General features: G+C 70.4%; 12 protein-coding genes and 1 pseudogene. 4 read left to right on the top strand and 9 right to left on the bottom strand.

The annotated features are described in order from the left end of the window. A partial coding sequence (locus tag FNX44_RS11490; RefSeq protein WP_143647948.1) for an AMP-binding protein occupies window positions 1–1,125 on the top strand: 1,125 nt, incomplete at its 5' end. Between the two features lie 488 nt (window positions 1,126–1,613). Here FNX44_RS11490 and FNX44_RS11485 read toward each other — a convergent pair. Further along, entirely contained in the window at window positions 1,614–7,880 is a 6,267-nt protein-coding gene (locus tag FNX44_RS11485; protein ID WP_407699111.1) for a DNRLRE domain-containing protein, read from the bottom strand. 309 nt (window positions 7,881–8,189) lie between these two features. Here FNX44_RS11485 and FNX44_RS30135 point away from each other — a divergent pair. Beyond that, window positions 8,190–8,642: pseudogene (locus FNX44_RS30135) on the top strand (N-acetylmuramoyl-L-alanine amidase); the annotation flags it as partial. A 110-nt stretch (window positions 8,643–8,752) separates the two neighbouring features. Here FNX44_RS30135 and FNX44_RS29690 read toward each other — a convergent pair. Next, window positions 8,753–9,124, bottom strand: coding sequence for a hypothetical protein (locus FNX44_RS29690; protein ID WP_323369277.1), 372 nt, complete (start codon window positions 9,122–9,124; stop codon window positions 8,753–8,755). Here FNX44_RS29690 and FNX44_RS11480 point away from each other — a divergent pair. Next, window positions 9,084–10,553, top strand: coding sequence for an N-acetylmuramoyl-L-alanine amidase (locus FNX44_RS11480; RefSeq protein WP_323369275.1), 1,470 nt, complete (start codon window positions 9,084–9,086; stop codon window positions 10,551–10,553). The two genes, FNX44_RS29690 and FNX44_RS11480, sit on opposite strands and share 41 nt — an antisense overlap. A gap of 15 nt (window positions 10,554–10,568) precedes the next feature. Here FNX44_RS11480 and FNX44_RS11475 read toward each other — a convergent pair whose 3' ends face one another. From FNX44_RS11475 to mshA, 5 genes are all read right to left on the bottom strand, one after another. Continuing rightward, window positions 10,569–11,681 carry a type III polyketide synthase gene (locus FNX44_RS11475; protein ID WP_143647946.1) on the bottom strand — a complete coding sequence of 371 codons (1,113 nt, stop codon included), beginning with the start codon at window positions 11,679–11,681 and terminating at the stop codon, window positions 10,569–10,571. 84 nt (window positions 11,682–11,765) lie between these two features. Next, complete coding sequence (locus FNX44_RS11470) at window positions 11,766–12,968, bottom strand: cytochrome P450 (RefSeq protein WP_323369273.1); 1,203 nt, start codon at window positions 12,966–12,968, stop codon at window positions 11,766–11,768. 345 nt (window positions 12,969–13,313) lie between these two features. Further along, on the bottom strand, window positions 13,314–13,793 hold the full coding sequence (locus FNX44_RS11465; protein ID WP_143647945.1) for a hypothetical protein: 480 nt from the start codon (window positions 13,791–13,793) through the stop codon (window positions 13,314–13,316). Between the two features lie 63 nt (window positions 13,794–13,856). Beyond that, window positions 13,857–14,399, bottom strand: coding sequence for a type III secretion system chaperone family protein (locus FNX44_RS11460; RefSeq protein WP_143647944.1), 543 nt, complete (start codon window positions 14,397–14,399; stop codon window positions 13,857–13,859). Then, window positions 14,392–15,738, bottom strand: a complete 1,347-nt coding sequence (gene mshA, locus FNX44_RS11455; RefSeq protein WP_143647943.1) for a D-inositol-3-phosphate glycosyltransferase — start codon at window positions 15,736–15,738, stop codon at window positions 14,392–14,394. Before mshA ends, FNX44_RS11460 begins: the two co-directional genes overlap by 8 nt. Window positions 15,739–15,933: 195 nt before the next feature. Between mshA and FNX44_RS11450 the strand changes: the two genes are divergently transcribed. Continuing rightward, window positions 15,934–16,755, top strand: a complete 822-nt coding sequence (locus FNX44_RS11450; protein ID WP_407699110.1) for a class I SAM-dependent methyltransferase — start codon at window positions 15,934–15,936, stop codon at window positions 16,753–16,755. 53 nt (window positions 16,756–16,808) lie between these two features. Here the strand turns inward: FNX44_RS11450 and FNX44_RS11445 are convergent, their stop codons facing one another. After that, a complete protein-coding gene (locus FNX44_RS11445) occupies window positions 16,809–17,231 on the bottom strand; it encodes an Hsp20/alpha crystallin family protein (protein ID WP_143647942.1) in 423 nt (140 codons plus the stop codon). A 157-nt stretch (window positions 17,232–17,388) separates the two neighbouring features. Beyond that, window positions 17,389–17,850: an NUDIX hydrolase gene (locus FNX44_RS11440; protein ID WP_143647941.1), complete on the bottom strand. Its 462-nt coding sequence runs from the start codon at window positions 17,848–17,850 to the stop codon at window positions 17,389–17,391. Window positions 17,851–17,908: the final 58 nt, after the last annotated feature.

Below are 17,908 nucleotides of genomic sequence, written 5' to 3'. Positions count from 1 at the left end.
GACAGCTTCACCCCCGACTGCCCCACCCGCGCCGACGACACCCTGCTCCTCTACTTCACCTCCGGCACCACGGCCGAGCCGAAGCTGGTCGAGCACACCCACGCCTCCTACCCCGTCGGCCATCTGACGACCATGTACGGCCTCGGCCTCCAGCCCGGCGACGTGCACCTGAACATCTCCTCGCCGGGCTGGGCCAAGCACGCGTGGTCCAGCCTGTTCGCGCCGTGGACGGCGGAGGCGACGGTGTTCGTCCACAACTACCAGCGCTTCGACGCGGCCGCGCTGATGCGCCAGATGGACCACGGCGGCGTGACGACGTTCTGCGCACCGCCGACGGTCTGGCGGATGCTCGTCCAGGCGGACCTCTCCCGGCTGCGGAAGCCGCCACGGGAGGCGGTCTCCGCCGGGGAGCCGCTGAACCCGGAGATCATCGAGACGGTACGGGAGGCGTGGGGCGTCACCGTCCGGGACGGCTACGGCCAGACGGAGACCACCCTCCAGATCGCCAACCCGCCGGGCGCACCGGTCCGCGACGGCTCGATGGGCCGCCCGATGCCGGGCTACCACGTGGAACTGGTCGACCCCGTCAGCGGCAAGGCGGGTGTCGACGAGGGCGAGATCTGCCTCGGCCTGGCACACCGCCCGGTGGGCTTGATGGTCGGCTACCACGGCGACGAGGAGCGCACCGCCGAAGTCATGGCCGGCGGCTACTACCACACCGGCGACATCGCCTCCCGCGACGCGGACGGCTACCTCACGTACGTGGGCCGCCGCGACGACGTCTTCAAGTCCTCGGACTACAAGATCAGCCCGTTCGAGCTGGAGAGCGTGCTGTTGGAGCACGAGGCGGTCGCGGAGGCGGCCGTCGTACCGGCGCCGGACGCCGTGCGCCTGACCGTGCCGAAGGCCTACGTCGTCCTGGCCGCCGGCTGGGACCCGGGCCCGGGCACAGCCCGCGCCCTCTTCGAGCACAGCCGCGCCCGCCTCGCCCCCTACAAGCGTGTCCGACGCCTCGAGTTCGCCCCACTCCCCAAAACAGTGAGCGGCAAGATCCGCCGCATCGAACTCCGCGAGGCCACCGCCAGCGGCTCCGCCGCCGAGTTCGTCGAATCCGACTTCACCTGAGCCCAACGGCCGGTGCCCGCCGAAACGGGGCAGTAACGACGGACACCGGCCAACCGCCAAGGGGCTTGCTCACGTCGGGCGGCCCGTCGTCCAGACGGATCTCGCAGGCTCCGACAGGAGCAGGCCCGCAACAAGGCGCAGGAAACCACCGAGCTGTAGTCTTTGAACTAAGCTCAGCTAGCCAACTCTTTCCACCTACTTCAGCTTTCCATCTTTCTTATTTCTTCGCCCTCGCACTACGCGCCGAATAGCCACCACTATCCAGCAAACGGTCCATATCCCAGTAATCGCCTTCCAAACCGGATTGGTGTGCGAAAGCGTAATCACGAGCCCTCCTCCGATAAAGAAGAGGTCCGCGTAGATATTATCCATCCAGTCTGCAGCCAAACCAACACCGCCTCACTTGCAACCTTGTCTATTGACCTACGGACGCATGTGTGGTGGCATCTACCGAGTCAACAGATGCCACCACACAGCGTTACGATCATCTACCTGCGGCGACATCCGCTCGCTCTTGAGCCTGGCCCACACCAAACATTCCGCTTGAACCATCGAGCAGGTCGAGTGCGGTAGAGGTCATTGTACGCGCGCCAGTATTCCCTGCCCTGCTGTCGAGCATCCTGACCTACTCCAATTCCTGCCCCGATGCAGCCCAGTGCACCTCTCCAGCTACCGCAGGATCGCTTCATCATGCCATACGCTCTCCGCGGCTTCCGTATCAATCTATATGCCGTACGCACGGTTCGAACTCGGCCAAACGGAGATGCGATGAACCCAGCAGTGATTCCAACCCTTGCACCCCAGTAAACGTACCGCCATGGCGCACTGCGACCGATGCGCTTGTTCCAACCCCACTTACCGTCCAGATCGTAACGATTAAGCGGATCGGCGTTGACGTACTCGTATCCGTTGGCATTACCGCCATAGATTGGGTCGAGGGACAGAAAGCGCCCAATCGTTGAATCGTATAGACGCACACCCATGAGGCTAAGGCCACTGAGGCTTTCCGTCGAGCGCTTCTTTGCGCCGAGCCAGCCGTAGCGCGTTGCCTGCTGACCTTCGCGCGGGTTGCCGTACTCGTCGTTGTCGAGCGCGGCAGGTGGCTCGGTGGTGTCCAGCGGGAGTTGGAGGGCGATGCCACCATGGATTGTGGACAGCTGCAGGACCGTGTCGCCAGTCTTGCCCGTGGTAGCGGCCAGGTCTCCGGATGCCGAGTTGACGATGCGGGTCAGTGCGCCCGTGGCTGTGTCCTCGACGATCCAGCGGGGGTTGTCGCCGTCGCCGTCGTAGTGGTTGCGCTTGGATTCGGTTTGGGTCCAGGTGCTGCCACTGCCGGTCTCGACCCTCCAGGAGCGGAAGCGGTGGGCCGCGTCCAGCGTCCAGGTCTGGCGCTTGCCGCCCGCGGTCTGGCGGTAGGCGAGGTCGTTGGCGTAGTAGGCGAGGGTGCCGTTGCCGGGCGCGGTTGTCGTGCGGCCGAAGGCGTCGTAGACGTAGCCGCTGTCGACGAGGCGGTCGGCGCTGTCGTAGGTGTGGGTGGTGGTGGTCCCTCCTGTGGTGGGGCAGTCGGCGCCGGGGGTGCCGGAGGCGCTGGTCAGGCTCCGGCGGTTGGTCCGGTTGTCGAAGGTGTAGGCCCGCCGGGTGCAGACGGTGTCCGCGGTGTCGAGGACGGTCGTCAGGCGGCCGGTGCGGTCGTAGCTGTATGCCTGCTCCGACCAGCCGGCGTGTGAAGTGACCTGGCCGTGGACGGACTCGGTGACCGTGTCGGAGTAGACGAGTGTGTCGTCGCTGTCACGCGTGTACACCCGTGAGGCCGTGGAACCGGTGGCGTCCTCGGTCACCGTGAGGGTGTACCCGCCGGGCAGCTTCTCCGAACTGACGGAGCCGTCAGCGTCGTAGGTCGGCTGGAAGGCTCCGGCGACCGAGTCGGTGACGCGTGTTGCCAGGCCGCGCGGTTCGGCGGTGTGGTCGTAGGTGTAGGTGGTCGTGGACGGGGCGCTGTCGGTGACCTTGACCGGGCGGTCGAGGAGGTCGTACTCCGTCCTGGTGACGCCGCCGTCGGCGTCGGTGTAGGAGATCAGGCGGCCGAGCCGGTCATAGGCCTTGGTGATCGTGCCGCCGGTCGGTGAGACCGTCTTCACGGCCTGGCCGGTGGCCGGGTCGTACTCGGTGGTGGCCTCCGGGACCGCCTGGCCGATGCCGCCGGTGATCGCGACCTTTGTCTGGCGACCTGCGGAGTCGTAGGTCGTCGTTGTGGTGCGGGTGACGCCGTTGGCGGTTTCGGTGACCTTGGCCGGGCTGCCCCACCAGTTGTACTCGGTGGTGGTCGTGGGCAGTTCGGACGGCTGGCTGCCGCCGCCGGTGATCGCGCCGGCCGGGCCGGTGGAGCACACCAGGTCGGCCCACTCCGGGCGGCCGGCGCAGGCGCCGGTTCCGGTGGCGGACCAGTAGGTGGTCACGCGCGTCGCGGCGTCCGTGCCGTTGGCTCCGGGCAGGCGCTGCTTGGTGACACGGCCCTGGGCGTCGTACTCGGTGCTCTCGGTGATCGCGAGCCCGCCCGGGTCCTTGATGGTGCGGGTCGGGAGGCCCTTCACCCAGTCGTACACGGTCTGGGTCGCACGTGCCTCACCCATGACGCCGGGGTGCTCACGCACTTCGGCGCCGGTGGTGACCCGGGTGATCTGGTCCTTGACCTTGGCGGTGCCGTTGGTGGGTCGTCCCGCGTCGTACTCGTTGACGGTCCAGGAGCGTGCCGTCACCGATGTGTCGGAGGGGACCAGCACGTTGGAGCCCGACTTCAGGTCCTCGGTCAGGTCGACCCGGCGCAGCGGGCCGAACTGCTCCAGCTCGCGGGTTCCCTCCTCGTTGTAGACGGACCTGGTCGCGAGCAGCTCGGCGCGTTCGGCGGAGGGGAGTTGGGAGATGCCCAGGTCCTCCTGGACGGCTCTGTCGTCCGCGCTCAGGCCGAGCGCGACGGCCCGGTTGGCGGCGGAGAGCTCACGAACGGTGTTGCCGAACCGGTCGTACTCGGTGGTGGTGATGTGCCCGCCGGGGATGGCGGTGTTGACCTCGCGTCCGGACACGCCCAGGTAGTGCACGTTGGCGCGGCGGTACGCGGTGGCGGTGAGCGAGGAACCGGTGTGGCCGGCGGGGACGCTGTCGGCCGGGAAGACGGCGGTGGCGTCGGTGCCGGTGTCGAGCTGTCCCCACGCCCGGGTGTCGGACGCGCCCATCTTGTAGGGGGCGCGGCTGCCTGTCAGCGGGACGTCGTAGACGAGGCTGGTGGTCGCGGTGCCCTCGGGGGTGTTGGCCGTGCCCTGCTTGAGGCCGGACCGGGACACCTTCAGCAGCATGCCCTCACCGGCCGTGGCGGCGTCGCCGGCCTTGCCGTAGGTGAAGGTCCACGGCAGTTCGCCAGGCGAGGTGAGCTCGGTGACACGGCCCGCCGAGTCGTAGGTGTACTCGGTCTTCAGGGCCGGGCTTGTGCGCGGGCTCCAGGATTCGCGGAGACGGCCCTGGGTGTCGTAGGCGTAGGCGTTGACGGCCAGGACCTTCGACTTGTCGGCGCCCGGTTCGGTGGCCCACAGCCGGATCGACTTCACCCGGCCGACCCTGTCACCGAAGCTCTCCTCGGTGGCCGTGTTGGACGCGGGGTAGAGGAACTCCAGGACCCGGCAGCCCTTGGTCGCGGGGTCGGCCGCGCATTCCGCGGTCGTGGCCGCGGAGGTCGGCGCGATGATCCACTTCGGGCGGGCGACCGGGTTGCCCTTGTAGGTGGTCCGCTGGGAGATCACGGTGGTGGTGGATTCGGCGAGGCCGTCCAGGAGCGTGCTGGAGACCTGCCAGGTCGGCACGTCCTCCGCCGGCTTGGTGAAGGTGGTGACCGTGCCCTCGGTGTCGCTGAGGGTGAAGGTGCCGGTGACCGAGCCCTTCAGGGTCAGGTCCTCGGCGCCGGGCTCGGGGATCCAGCCGTTCTTCGCCGCGTTCGCGGTGAAGTAGGTCTCCTCGCCGTCGGCGTCGATGACGGCGACGGCCGTGTCGGTGATACGGCGGATGTGGGACCAGTCGGACTCGGTCAGTTCGGCGGCCGTACCCGCGACCCACTCCTCTCCGAAGATCGGAGCCTGTCCTTCCTGAGCGGCTCCCTTGTCCGGGGTACGCGAGGAGGCCGTACGGGTGACCGACATGTCGAACGCGGAGGCGTCCGTGGCGGACAGCGTGTAGTCACCGGTGAGCAGGTTGACGCTTCCGGGGCCGGCTTCGGTTGTCGCGGCACCGGAGGCGTTGCGGTCGACGACCACCGTCAGCGGCGTGGTGCTGCCGGAGGCACTGTTGGGGCCGGTGAAGTCGGCCTTGATCTGAACCGTGCCGTCCGGGTCGACGGTGTCGGTGGCCTTCCAGACCAGGGGGGCGTTGCGGCCGTTGGTCATGGGAACGGGCCAGGCCGAGACGGGGCTTCCGCCCGAGGTCACGTCCTTGGTCGGTATCCGCGTCCAGGGGTCGGCCTCGGAGCGGCGCCAGGAGAAGGAGACGGCCGTGTAGCGTCCGGCCTCCGCCTCCGCGACCAGGGGAAGACGGCGTGCCGTGCGCTCACCTTCGCTGGGCTGGACGAAGCCGCCCGGCCCGGCGTGGAAGGTGTACTCGGCGGCCTCGGACTTGTTGTCCGCGCGGTCCACGGCCCGCACCTGGAGGGTGTGGGTGCCGTCCCTCGGGGGCGTGATCGAGATGCCCCTCGGGGTGGTGGAGGCGGCGGTGGGGACCTTGGTCCACGTCGCGCCGTCCAGCGACCACTCCAGCCAGTTCAGGTCCGCCGAGGCGGGCGTGACGGTGAAGGTACCGGCCTGGCCCGCGCCCTTGACCCACTTGTCGGCCGGGTAGTCGGTCGAGACGATCCGGGTGGGTGCGGAGGGCGCCTGCGTGTCGACGGTGAACGTCTTCCAGGCGGACCAGCCCGTGTTGTAGTGCGTGCCGTCGTAGGGCGAGGTACGGAACTTGTAGGTCTTGCCGTGGGTCAACACCCCGGCGGGAACCCTCACGGAAGCGGGCTGTCCGGAGGGGACGAACGAGGACCTCAGGACCTCGCCGACCTGCTTGTCCGTGGCGCTGTCGAAGATCTGGAACGCGCCCTGCACCCGGTCACCGTTGGCGTCCACGAACGTGTCGCGCAACGTGGGGCGCACGGTGTTGACCACGTAGGAGCCGCCGTAGGAGAAGTACGGCGGGCCGGCCTCCTGCTTGGTGCCGGTCTTCGGACGGTAGTTGTAGGTGACCGTCAGCTTGGGCGGGTTGGACGCCGCGTTGGCGGAGTTGACGCGCTTCCACTGGGGTACCGACGTCTCACTCGCCGCGCGCAGCCCCATGTGTCCTCGGGCGACCTGCTCCGAGGCCCACTCCTGCACAAGTGTCGTGACGTCGGCGTTGATCCAGCCGTTGGGAGCGGACGTGCACGCCGGGTTGCCGCGCGTCTGGGTCGACGTGGCCTTCCTCGCGGTCCAGGTCGGCTGCGAGGTCCAGCGGGAGGACGTGGAGGCCGCACCGGTTCGCCAGACCTCCCACGGCTGCGCCTTGCAGTCGGTGTTGCCCGAGTGGAAGTTCCAGAGCGACAGCTTCGCGTCCATGACCAGCGCGTCACGGATCGGAGTGGTGTTCCACGAGATGAACGAGCGCGCGGTGCGCGGCGTCCCGTTGCTGTTCGTGGTCCCCGGGTTCCCGAGGTCCAGCTCGACGTCCGTCGACCAGTCCCGGGTCTCGCCCTGCTGGACGTAGGTGTCGAAGACGTTGGACAGAGCCGACGTCGACGGGTCCACGACCACCGGGTACTTCGTGGCCGGATCGGCGAGGAACTTGGCGTCGGGAGTGACCACCAGGTCGATGGAGCCCCTGCGTTGGACGACCTCCATCTCCACGGGCACCCGGCGGGTGTGTTCCCCGGAGACCTTGTCGACCGTGGAGTCCCACATCACCGGGGCGGGCATGACGGCTCGCGTCCTGCCCTTCCTGTCGGTGAACTCCACGCTGCCGTCGTCCTGCTGCTCGGCCTTCAGGCCCTTGGCCTTCAGCGGCAGGGTGTAGCTGTACTTCTCGCCGGACGGACGTTCCTTGATCTCGACGAACTGCTCGAAGCCCGTGCGGGTCGCCTCTACCACGACGTCCGCGCCCGGCACGGCGTTGACGTACTCCGCGCGGGTGCCGTCGAGCTTCGGAGCGGGCAGGCCGCCCTTCCACTGCAGGGTGATCTTCTTGTCGTCGTCGCCAAGGGTCACCAGATCGGTGCCCTTCGCCTTCTGAGCCGCCCTGAGTGAGGTGGCCCGAGAGCCGCTCTTGCCCGCGAGCCGCAGACCCTCGGGGTGTGCCACGGGTTCCACCGAGCCGTCCGAGGCTGAGATCAGGTCGAGGTCGACATCGCGCCAGGCACCGGTGTCCTCGTCCTGGAACCTGATCGGCCCGGCGGCCAGCTCGGTGGTGAGCGAACCGTCCTTGTTCGCCCAGGTCGTGGAGGTTTCCGTCCGCTCCGAGAGCACCTCCACGCGCTTGCCCGACAGCCGGGCGGCGACGCGTGCGGACGGGATGTCGGCGGCCTCGGTGACGGCCTGCTTCTGCTGGGCCTTCGGCTCCGGAGAGGGCTTCGCGGCAGCGGCTGTCGCGCTGTCGAGCGCGGTGACGGCCATGACCAGAGCAAGCACCCCCGCCGTGTAGCGGAGGCTCCCCCCGAGCAATGGTCTTCCGCGCTCTTCGGGCGCGGGTATGTGAATTGTCATGTTTCCTCGGTCAGTTGAAACACATTCACACCACCTATGTGATGCAGATGTGAAGGTAACGAGGAAACAAGATTGACGATTCACTCATATCGGACATCAGCTACCGAATAGTTCCCACTGAGGCTGTGACCTTCGTCTCTTGCGTGAACTTCGGCCGGACAGAAGTGGGCATCTCATCGACTCACCTTCCGGGGCGCCATGCCCTCATGATTAGCTTTGCGGCGTCTGTGTCGGGAATGGCGGCCGTCATGATCATTTATCTGGCGGTGGCGGAGGAAACGCCCATCGGGGGCGTACGGGGGAGCGCACGTGGCGTCGCGTCGGTCGCGTCTTGGGTGGGGTGTGGGTGTCGCCGCTGTGGTGGCGGCGTCCGGGGTGCTGGTGGCGGGTGGCTTGGCCGGTGGGCCGACGCCTTGGTCTGGGGAGGACGATCTGCGGCGTCCTGGCGGTACGGCGGCCGAGGGGCCGGCGAGCGGGCCGGTGGAGACCCACGCGGTTGAGCTTGAGGTGCAGGGGGACGGGCGTCGGGCTGAGTTGGGACGGCAAAAGACGGAACGTTTCAGCATGTTGGGCGTGACGTGGACGGACCCGAAGGCCGCCGCAGCGGTGAAGGTCGAGGCGCGGACGCGGGCGATCGGTTCCGGTGAGTGGTCGCGGTGGTTGGTGCTGGAGCCGGAGCGTGGCGCGGTGGATGTGGAGCGTGCGGCGCGTGGTGGTACCGAGCCGGCGTGGGTGGGGCCGTCGGATGGTGTTGAGGTGCGGGTGACCGGTGAGGGCCGAGTGTCCGACGCCCTGCCGGAGGGACTGCGGCTGGACATGATCGATCCGGGCGCGGGGTCCGGGACGGGTGGCACGGGAGCGCGGAACGCCGCTTATGTCGGCGGCGGGACGCCGTTCGGGGTGCGGCCGGTCAACGATCCGGTGAGCCCGGAGCCTGAACTGCCGGGGTCGGGTGAGTCGGAGGGGCCGTCGGCGGAGCCGAGCCCGACCGCACCGGCCGAGCCGAGTGCGGAGCCCACGCCGGAGCCGTCGTTGACGCCGGAGCCGAGCGCGCCCGCGACGCCGAGCGTGCCGCCGACGAGTGAGCCGCCGACCGGTAGCCCCTCGCCGTCGGCGCCGGAGACGACGGAGCCGCCGGCGCCGCCGTCGAGTGCGCCGCGTCCGCCGATCGTGAGTCGGGCGGCGTGGGGTGCGGACGAGTCGATGAGCCTCGAAGAGCCGGTGTATCTGCCCGACGGGCGCATCAAGGCCGTTGTGGTGCACCACACCGCCGAGACCAACAACTACGACTGCGCCGACTCCCCCGCCATCGTGCGCGGCATCTACGCGTACCACACGCGCACCCTCGGATGGCGAGACCTGGGCTACAACTTCCTGGTCGACAAGTGCGGCAAGGTCTTCGAAGGCCGTAAGGGCGGCGTGGACCGGCCGGTGATGGGCGCGCACGCCTACGGCTTCAACACCGAGACCACCGGCATCTCCGTGCTCGGCACGCACACCGACGTGAACGCGGCCAGCGCGGCGCTGACCGCCGTGGCGCGCGTCGCGGCGTGGAAGCTCGGGCAGTACGGCGTCAAGCCGGATGACACGGCGAGCCTCACCGCCGGTGCCGACGGGCGCAGCCTCGCCGGGCAGAGCTGGAAGAAGGGGGCCGTGCGCACGCTGCCCGCCATCCACGGCCACCGGGACGGGTTCAACACCCTCTGCCCGGGCGACCGGCTGTACGCGCAGCTCAACACCATCCGCGCCCGCGCCGCCGGTCCGGTGACCGGTCTTGCCGTCACCTCCGTCACCGGTGGGGGCGCCAAGGACGGCACCACCTACACCCGCTCCGAGATCACCGTGGAGTGGAAGGCGAGCACCCCGGCGTCTCTGATCAGCCGTTACGAGCTGCTTGTCAACGGCAAGGTCGCCGTCACCACCAAGGGCAGCGTGCGTACCGCGACCACCGCTCTGCCGCTTGGTACGCACCGGGTCGCGGTCCGGGCGATCCACCAGTCGGGGAAGGCGGCCACCACGCCGACCGCGACCGTCGTCGCCGAGACGACCGCACCGACGTTCACCACAAGGCCCACGCTCGGCCTGCGCTCCGGCATCGTGGAAGCGAACGCCGTGCCCGTCCGGCTCACTTGGGCCGCGACCGACAACACGGCGCTGAGGAACGTGCGCCTGCTCGCGCCGGTCGCCAAGACCTACGCGGCGACGACCACCGGTGCCAACCACACCGCCGTTCCCGGCACCGCCACCGCCTGGCAGATGCGGGCCACCGACCTCGCCGGGAACGTGCGCAACGCCTCGCCCTCGTTCACGCCGGTGGTCCTCCAGGAGACCGCCGCCACCCGCAGCGGTACCTGGACCACCCGCAGCGACTCCCGCTACCTGGGCGGGAAGTCCTACTCCAGCAGCGCCAAGGGAGCCAAGCTGACCTACACCTTCACCGGGCGCTCCGCCGCGCTGGTCTTCTCCCGCGCCTCCTCTTCCGGGCAGGTCCACGTGCTCGTCGACGGGAAGCGGGTCAAGACCGTGGATCTGAAGTCGTCCACCACCCGGTACCGCGACGCGCTGTGGACGCAGACGTGGGACACCAGCGCCAAGCGGACCGTCACCGTCGAGGTCGTCGCCACCTCAGGACGCCCGACCATCACCACCGACGGGCTCGTCTACATCCGGTAGAGGGCCCCGGGCGGCTCAGGGGGCGGGCGCCAAGCTCGCCTCCCTGGCCGGCTGTTCGGTGGTGGCGGCGGGGATAGCCGGAACCTGCCAGGTGCCGAGGTTGAGTTCGGCGGTGATGCCGGGGCCGAAGCCGGCGACGACGCCTCGGGCGCCTTCGGTGAGGTGGCCCTCGGCGAAGACGCGGTCGAGGGCGTCGAAGACGACGCAGCTGGCGATGTTTCCCCGGCTGGTGAGCGTGGCGCGGCTGTGGCGGTACATGTGCGGGTCGACGTCGAGGAGCGCGCACAGGTCGTCGAGGATGCGCGGGCCACCGGCGTGCACGATGTGGAAGTCCAGCTCGGACATCACCCAGCGCTGCCGGTCGGCCAGCGCCCGCAGGGCCGGGGCGAGCATGTGCATGGTGGTGGGGACGCGTTTGTCGAGCTGGAAGTGGAAGCCGGTGTCGCGCACGGCGTAGGAGATCCAGGACTCGGTCTCGGGCACGAGGTAGGAGCTGTTGCGCTCCAGCCGCACGCCGTGTCCGCCGCCGCCGCCCCGCACGACGGCGGCGGCGACGGCGTCGCCGAAGAGGCCGTTGGAGAGCAGCGAGCCGACCTCCAGGTCGGTCGGCTGGTAGCACAGCGAGCAGAACTCGCAGCAGACGATGAGGACGTTGGCGTCCGGGTAGGCGGTGAGGAAGTCGTGGGCGCGGTTGATCGCCGCGCCTCCGGCGGCGCAGCCGAGCTGGGCGATGGGCAGCTGTCTGGTGTCGGGGCGGAAGCCGAGGTTGTTGATGAGCCAGGCGGTCATCGAGGGCATCTCGAAGCCGGTGCAGGAGACGTAGACGATGAGGTCGACGTCCTCGGCGGTCAGTTCGGCGTGTGCCAGTGCGCGTTCGACGACGGGCGGCACGCGGCGTCTGGCCTCCTCGGCGTAGACGCGGTTGCGGGCGGTGAAGCCCGGATGGCGCAGGGTCTCCTCGATCGGTCGGATCAGGTGGCGGGTGCGGACGCCGGTGTTCTCGATGAGCCGCAGCGCCAGCGGGAGTTGCGGGTGGTCGGCGTGGAGTCGGCGGGCCAGCTCGAGGGTGTCGGCGCTGGTGATGACGTGTTCTGGGACCGCGACGGCGGGCCGGCAGAGTGTGGCCATGGGTTTTCCCCCGGGTGAGGGCCGGTAGGGGCAGCGGGCTCGGTCACGGGCCGGCCCGCCGCCGGCTCTGGTCAGGAGCTGCGCCTACCAGGCGAGCGGAAGTTCGAGCGGGTAGCGCCAGATGGAGTCGGTGTTCCACCGCAGTTCGTCGGCGGGGACGGCCAGCCTCAGGTCCGGGAAGCGCGCGAGCAGCGTGCCGATCGCGGTCTCCAGCTCCATGACGGCCAGCGGGGCGCCGACGCAGTGGTGCGCGCCCCAGCCGAAGGTCATGTGGCCCCCGGCCGTGCGGTCCAGGTCGAGCGTGTCGGGGTTGTCGTAGCGTTCGGGGTCGCGGTTGGCGGCGAGGTAGGAGACGTGTACGACGTCGCCTGCACGGATCGTGACGCCGCCGAGTTCGACGTCCTCGGTGGCGATCCTGGGGATGCCGACACCTTTGCGGAACGGGATGTACCGCAGCAGCTCGTCCATCGCCTGCGGCAGCCGGGCCGGATCGGCTCGCAGCTTGGCGAGCTGTTCGGGGTGGGTGAGCAGGGTGTACGTGATGTTGCTGAGCTGGTAGGTGCTGGTGTCGTGGCCGGTCATCAGCAGGACCATGGCCATGACGGTGAGTTCGTCGTCGCTCAGGGCCTCGTCGCCGTCCCGGGCGGTGGCCAGGACGCTGATGAGGTCGTCGCCCGGGTCGCGGCGGCGGCGGGCGGTGAGCTCGGCGAAGTAGCCGCGCAGTTCGGCCTTGGCGGCGACGGCGCGCTCCCGGGTGCCGGGGTCGGTGGCCATCATCGTCATCGCCTGCTGCTGGAGGGTGCGCCGGTCGGGGCCGGGGATGTCCAGCACCTCGCAGATGGTGGTGAGCGGCAGTTGCGAGGAGAGGTGGCGGACGAGGTCGGCGGGCGGGCCGTGCTCGGCCATGGCGTCGAGGAGTCCGTCGACGATCCGCTGCGTGGCGGGGCGCATGGCCTCCACGCGGCGTTTGGTGAACGCCTGCGCGACGAGGCGGCGCAGGCGGGTGCTGGCCGGTGGGTCCATGAGGTTGATCGACTCGGACTGGACGATCGGCTCGGGCGTCATGCGCGGGAAGTCGAGCCCGGAGACGGCGGCGCGGCTGAAGCGCCGGTCGGTCGTCACCGTGCGCACGTCGTCGTAACGGGTGACCAGCCACGCCTCGCCCTGCCCGTAGGAGAGCCGGACGCGCGTCACCGGGGCCCCGGTCATCAGCCGTCTGAGCGTGGGGTCGAACTCCAACGCTTCGGCGAAGTCGAAGGGGCAGCGCGGCACGGTGCTGGCATCCACGGCTGGGGCGCTCCAGAGAGGCGGGCTACGGAGGGACGGGGGGCTGCCCGCCTTGAGCAGGCTGGGCGGCTTCCATTCTTGCTCCTCGGTGCCCGATCGGTGACTCTGCGCGACGGACTCCCTTCGATCGGCGGAATCGGCAGTGAAGAGGTTTATCCGGTTGTTGGAGTGTGAAGTCGGGCGCGCGGACGGCCGGAACGGCGGTGCGGCGGGGTGGCGCCCGGGCGGAACCGACCAGCTGGCAGGCGTCGGACAGCGTGCGGCCCGGGGAGGGCGCGCGAAGGGAGGTGTGCGATCACTTCCGGGGCGCGCGTCGCGCCCCGGACGCCTGCTCGGGGGCGGCGGTCAGCGGCGGCGGAAGAGCAGGTAGAGCGCGTACCCCGAGCCGACGAGGGTGAGGATCGCGGCGAACGGCAGACCGAGGAGGATGGCGAGGCCCGCGCCGATGTTGGCGCCGATGACTTCGGCGGTCACCACGCGGTGGACAAGCGCCAGGGTCAGCCCGGCCCCCAGCAGCGGGCCGATCACCAGCCACCAGTCGGGGTCGAGCGCCCGCTCCCTCGTCCAGTACACCAGCCCTGCGGCGGACGCGAAGGCACCGAGCAGGGCGAACGTGCCGACCAGCGCCTCGGCGGCGGGCGGGATCTCCAGCGGGGCGACGGCGAAGTCCGGGTCGGGAACGTCGACGGTCTGCTGCCCGACGACCCACCACAGCGCGAGGGGCGCGGTGAGCAGCAGGCCGACCGCGACCAGCACGAGCAGGGCCGGCGGTGGCGGACGACGGGCGGGCCCGTCACGCTCGGGAGCTGGGGTGGGGTTGGCCATACGGCAACTGTGCGGGCCGAGCGCCGGAAACACCAGACCCCCGATCCGCCCTGCGACGCGGGCTCAGCGCTGGGTGAGGTGGCTGAACGCGTCGAGGTTGCGGGTGGATTCGCCGCGCGAGACCCGCCATTCGTACTCGCGTCGGATGGCGGAGGCGAAGCCGAGTTCGAGCAGGGTGTTGAAGGGGGCGTCGGCGTTCTCCAGGACCGAGCCGAGGACGCGGTCGATCTCCTCCTCCGTCACCGCCGCGAGCGGCAGCCGACCGACGAGGTAGATGTCGCCGAGCTTGTCGATGGCGTAACTCACCCCGTAGAGACGGGTGTTGCGTTCGAGCAGCCAGCGGTGCACGGCCTCGTGGTTCTCGTCCGGTCTGCGGATCACAAAGGCGTTCACGGACAGGCTGTGCCGGCCGACGATCAGCGAGCAGGTGGTCGAGAGCTTGCGCGTGCCGGGCAGCTTGACGACGAAGTTGCCGGCGGAGGGAGTCTCCCAGGTCAGCTCCGCCGCGCTCAGCGCCCGCTCGATGACGGCGTTCGCGGCGGTGGTCGAAGAGCTCGCGGCGGTGGTCGAAGTGGCGGACTCGGGCTGATCCGGTGCCTCAGACATGTATCGATCGTAGGTGACCGTGCCGGGCGGCGATCACCTCGGAGTAGAGGTCGACGGTGTGCCGGGCGGCGGTGTCCCAGCCGAAGCCGCGCGCGTGGTGGGCGGCGGCGGCGCCCATGCGGGCGGCGAGCGCCGGGTCGTCCAGCAGGCGGGCGAGGGCGGTGGCGTAGTCGGCGGGGTCGTGTCCGTCGACCAGGAAGCCGCTCTCGCCGTCCCGTACGGCGACCGGCAGACCGCCGACGGCGGCGGCCACCACCGGGGTTCCGCAGGCCTGCGCCTCGATGGCGACCAAGCCGAAGGACTCGCTGTGCGAGGGCATGACCAGCACGTCCGCCGCCCGGTACCAGTCCGCGAGGCGTTCCTGGCCGACGGGCGGGTGGAAGCGCACCAGGTCGGCGATGCCCAGTCGCGCGGCGAGCTTCTGCAGTTCCTCGGGCTTGGCGAGCCCGGACCCGGAGGGGCCGCCGACGACCGGCACGAGCACGCGTTCCCGCCGCGCGGGGTCGGCGTCGAGCAGGACGCGCACCGCGCGCAGCAGCACGTCGGGCGCCTTCAGCGGCTGTATACGGCCGGCGAACAGCGGGATGAAGGCCGACTGCGGCAGGCCGAGGCGGGCCCGCGCGGCGGCCCGGGCGTCGCCGGTGGCGGGTGTGCCGACCGGGAAGGGGCGAAAGCGCTCGAGGTTGACGCCGGGGTGGATGACGGCGGTGTCGCCGGGGGCGGCGTCGTAGTGCCGGACGAGCTGGTCGGCCTCCTCGGCGGTGTTCGCGATCAGCCGGTCGGCGGCGCGGACGATCTGCGTCTCGCCGATGACGCGGGCGGGCGGCTCGGGCGTGTCGCCCTCGGCGAGCGCGGCGTTCTTGACCTTGGCCATGGTGTGCATGGCGTGCACGAGGGGGACGCCCCAGCGCTGGGCGGCGAGCCACCCGACGTGGCCGGAGAGCCAGTAGTGGGAGTGGACGAGGTCGTAGTGGCCGGGGCGGTGGCCGGCCCAGGCCTGCATCACGCCGTGGGTGAAGGCGCAGAGCTGCGCGGGCAGCTCCTCCTTGGCCAGCCCCTCGTACGGGCCGGCGTCGACGTGCCGGACGAGGACACCGGGCGCCAGCTCGACGGTGGCGGGCAGTCCGCCGGCCGTGGCGCGGGTGAAGACCTCGACCTGGGTACCGGCGGCGGCGAGCTGTCTGGCCAGCTCGACGATGTAGACGTTCATGCCGCCGGCGTCGCCCGTGCCGGGCTGGTGCAGCGGAGAGGTGTGGACACTGAGCATCGCCACCCGCCTGGGCCGGCCGTGGCGGCGGATGGTCCGCCGACGACCGAGCCAGGTTGCGTGCGGTGTCATGGGGCCGCCCCGCTTTCTTGTCGTCGTGGGCCTGGGCACGCGGGTAGGGGCCGGTGCACTCTCGTCCGGACGGGGCAACGCCGATTTGGGGGGTGACTCTTCCCCCGACACAACCGGCGTTATCAAAACGTTACTCAAAGGCCGGTGCAGGGTGGCCCGGGCCGACGGGTTCCCGGCAGGTCGTAGGCTGCCGCCATGGCAGTGGGGTCGAGGCGCGGCAGCGGACCGGCGGGGCGCGGCGGGCCGGAGGGGGACGTGACCCGGGGCACGACCAACCCCAACCGGCTGCGTCGAATGGACCGCTGGATCGCCGCCACCCACGGCCCGGCTCTGCGTCGCCACGCGGACCCGCCGGTCGCCGTGGACCTCGGCTACGGCGCGGCGCCCTGGACGGCCGTCGAACTGCTGGCGCGGCTGCGCCGGGAGCGCACGGACGTCGAGGTCGTCGGGGTGGAGATCGACCCCGAGCGGGTCGCCGCCGCCCAGCCGTACGCACGCGACGGGCTGACGTTCGTCCGAGGCGGCTTCGAGGTGCCCGTGACCGGGCGGCCCCTGCTGATCCGTGCGGCGAACGTGCTGCGCCAGTACGAGGAGCCGCGGGTGTGGCCGGTGTGGGAGCGGCTGTGCGGCCGACTCGCCGAGGGCGGACTACTCGTCGAGGGCACGTGCGACGAGATCGGCCGACGGCACGCGTGGGTCGCGCTCGGCCCGGAGGGCCCCCGCACGGTGACGTTCGCGGCCCGGCTCGGCTCCCTGGAACGCCCTTCCGACCTCGCCGAACGGCTGCCGAAGGCGCTGATCCACCGCAATGTGCCGGGCGAGCCCGTCCACGCGTTCCTACGGGACTTCGACGCGGCATGGGCGGGCGCCGCGCCCTACGCGCCGCTGAGCGCACGGCAGCGCTGGACCCGCGCGGTACGGGCGCTCGTCGGCGACTGGCCGATCGTCGACGGCCCGCGCCGCTGGCGGCAGGGCGAGGTCACGGTCGCCTGGTCGGCTCTGGCGCCGCGCGACTGAACACCTCGACACGGCGACCGGCCCCGCGCCCGGGCGGGGCCGGAAACCTGTGATCAGCTCTCGAGCTGCTTCTTCTCGCTGGCCGAGTTGACCTGGATCCTGCGCGGCTTGGCCTTCTCCGCCACCGGGATGCGCAACGTCAGCACACCGGCCTCGTAGGAGGCGTGGATGTTGTCGACGTCCAGCGTCTCGCCGAGGAACAGCTGCCTGCTGAACCGGCCGGTGGGCCGCTCGGACGCGACACGCTCGGCGTCCTCGGGGCCGGGCCAGGCACGCTCGGCGTGGACGGTGAGCACGTTCCGCTCGACGTCGAGGTCGATGCTGTCGGCGTCGACGCCGGGCAGGTCGAAGTGGACGATGAAGTCGCCCCCGGAACGGTAGGCATCCATCGGCATGCCCACCGGGCGGGCCGTCGTGCCGAACACCTGCTGGGTGAGACGGTCCAGCTCGCGGAACGGGTCGGTACGCATGAGCATCACGGGTCATCTCCTTTTCTGACGACTGTGTGGCGGTGACGCCCTCCGGTTTCCTGTATACACCCACCCCAGAAAACTTGACAAGTACCGACTCAACTAAAGCCAGCCGTTCCCGCGCAGTGACGTTTTTCCGCAGGTCAGAGCAGGCGTGTGGCGCTCACTCGGGCGGCGGCGGCAGCCGTCGCAAGAGCTCGTCGACCAGCTCCACGTCACGCGATCGCGTCAGCGTCGCCCGCGCCTCCGCCGGCGTCAGCCACAGCAGGCGGTCCACCTCCTCGTTCGGCACGAACGCGCCGCCGGTCGCCTCCGCCGCCCAGTAGCGGACCTCCTTCGGGCGGCCGTCCACGAGATAGCGACTGACCGACAACTCGGGGCCGAGCCGACACGTCATCCCCGTCTCCTCCAGCACCTCCCGGAGCGCGGCCGTGCGCGACTCCTCGCCCCGGTGGAGCTTGCCCTTCGGATGCGACCAGTCGTCGTACTTCGGCCGCCGCACGACGGCGACGCGGACACCACCGTCCTCCGCCCGCCGCCACAGCACACATCCGGCGGCCAGGATCGGCCCGCCCCCACCGCCGGCGTCCGGTTCGGTGCCCGAGGGGTTCGACGGGACAGCCATCTGCCAACCTGCCTCTCCGGCCGGGGCGCCCGCCACCGGCCACCGCACTCCTCACGCC

The organism is Streptomyces alkaliterrae (assembly GCF_007097205.2).
GTDB lineage: Bacteria > Actinomycetota > Actinomycetes > Streptomycetales > Streptomycetaceae > Streptomyces > Streptomyces alkaliterrae.
The sequence above is the reverse complement of the archived record's forward strand: the minus strand, read 5'-3'. Positions and strand labels throughout refer to the sequence as shown.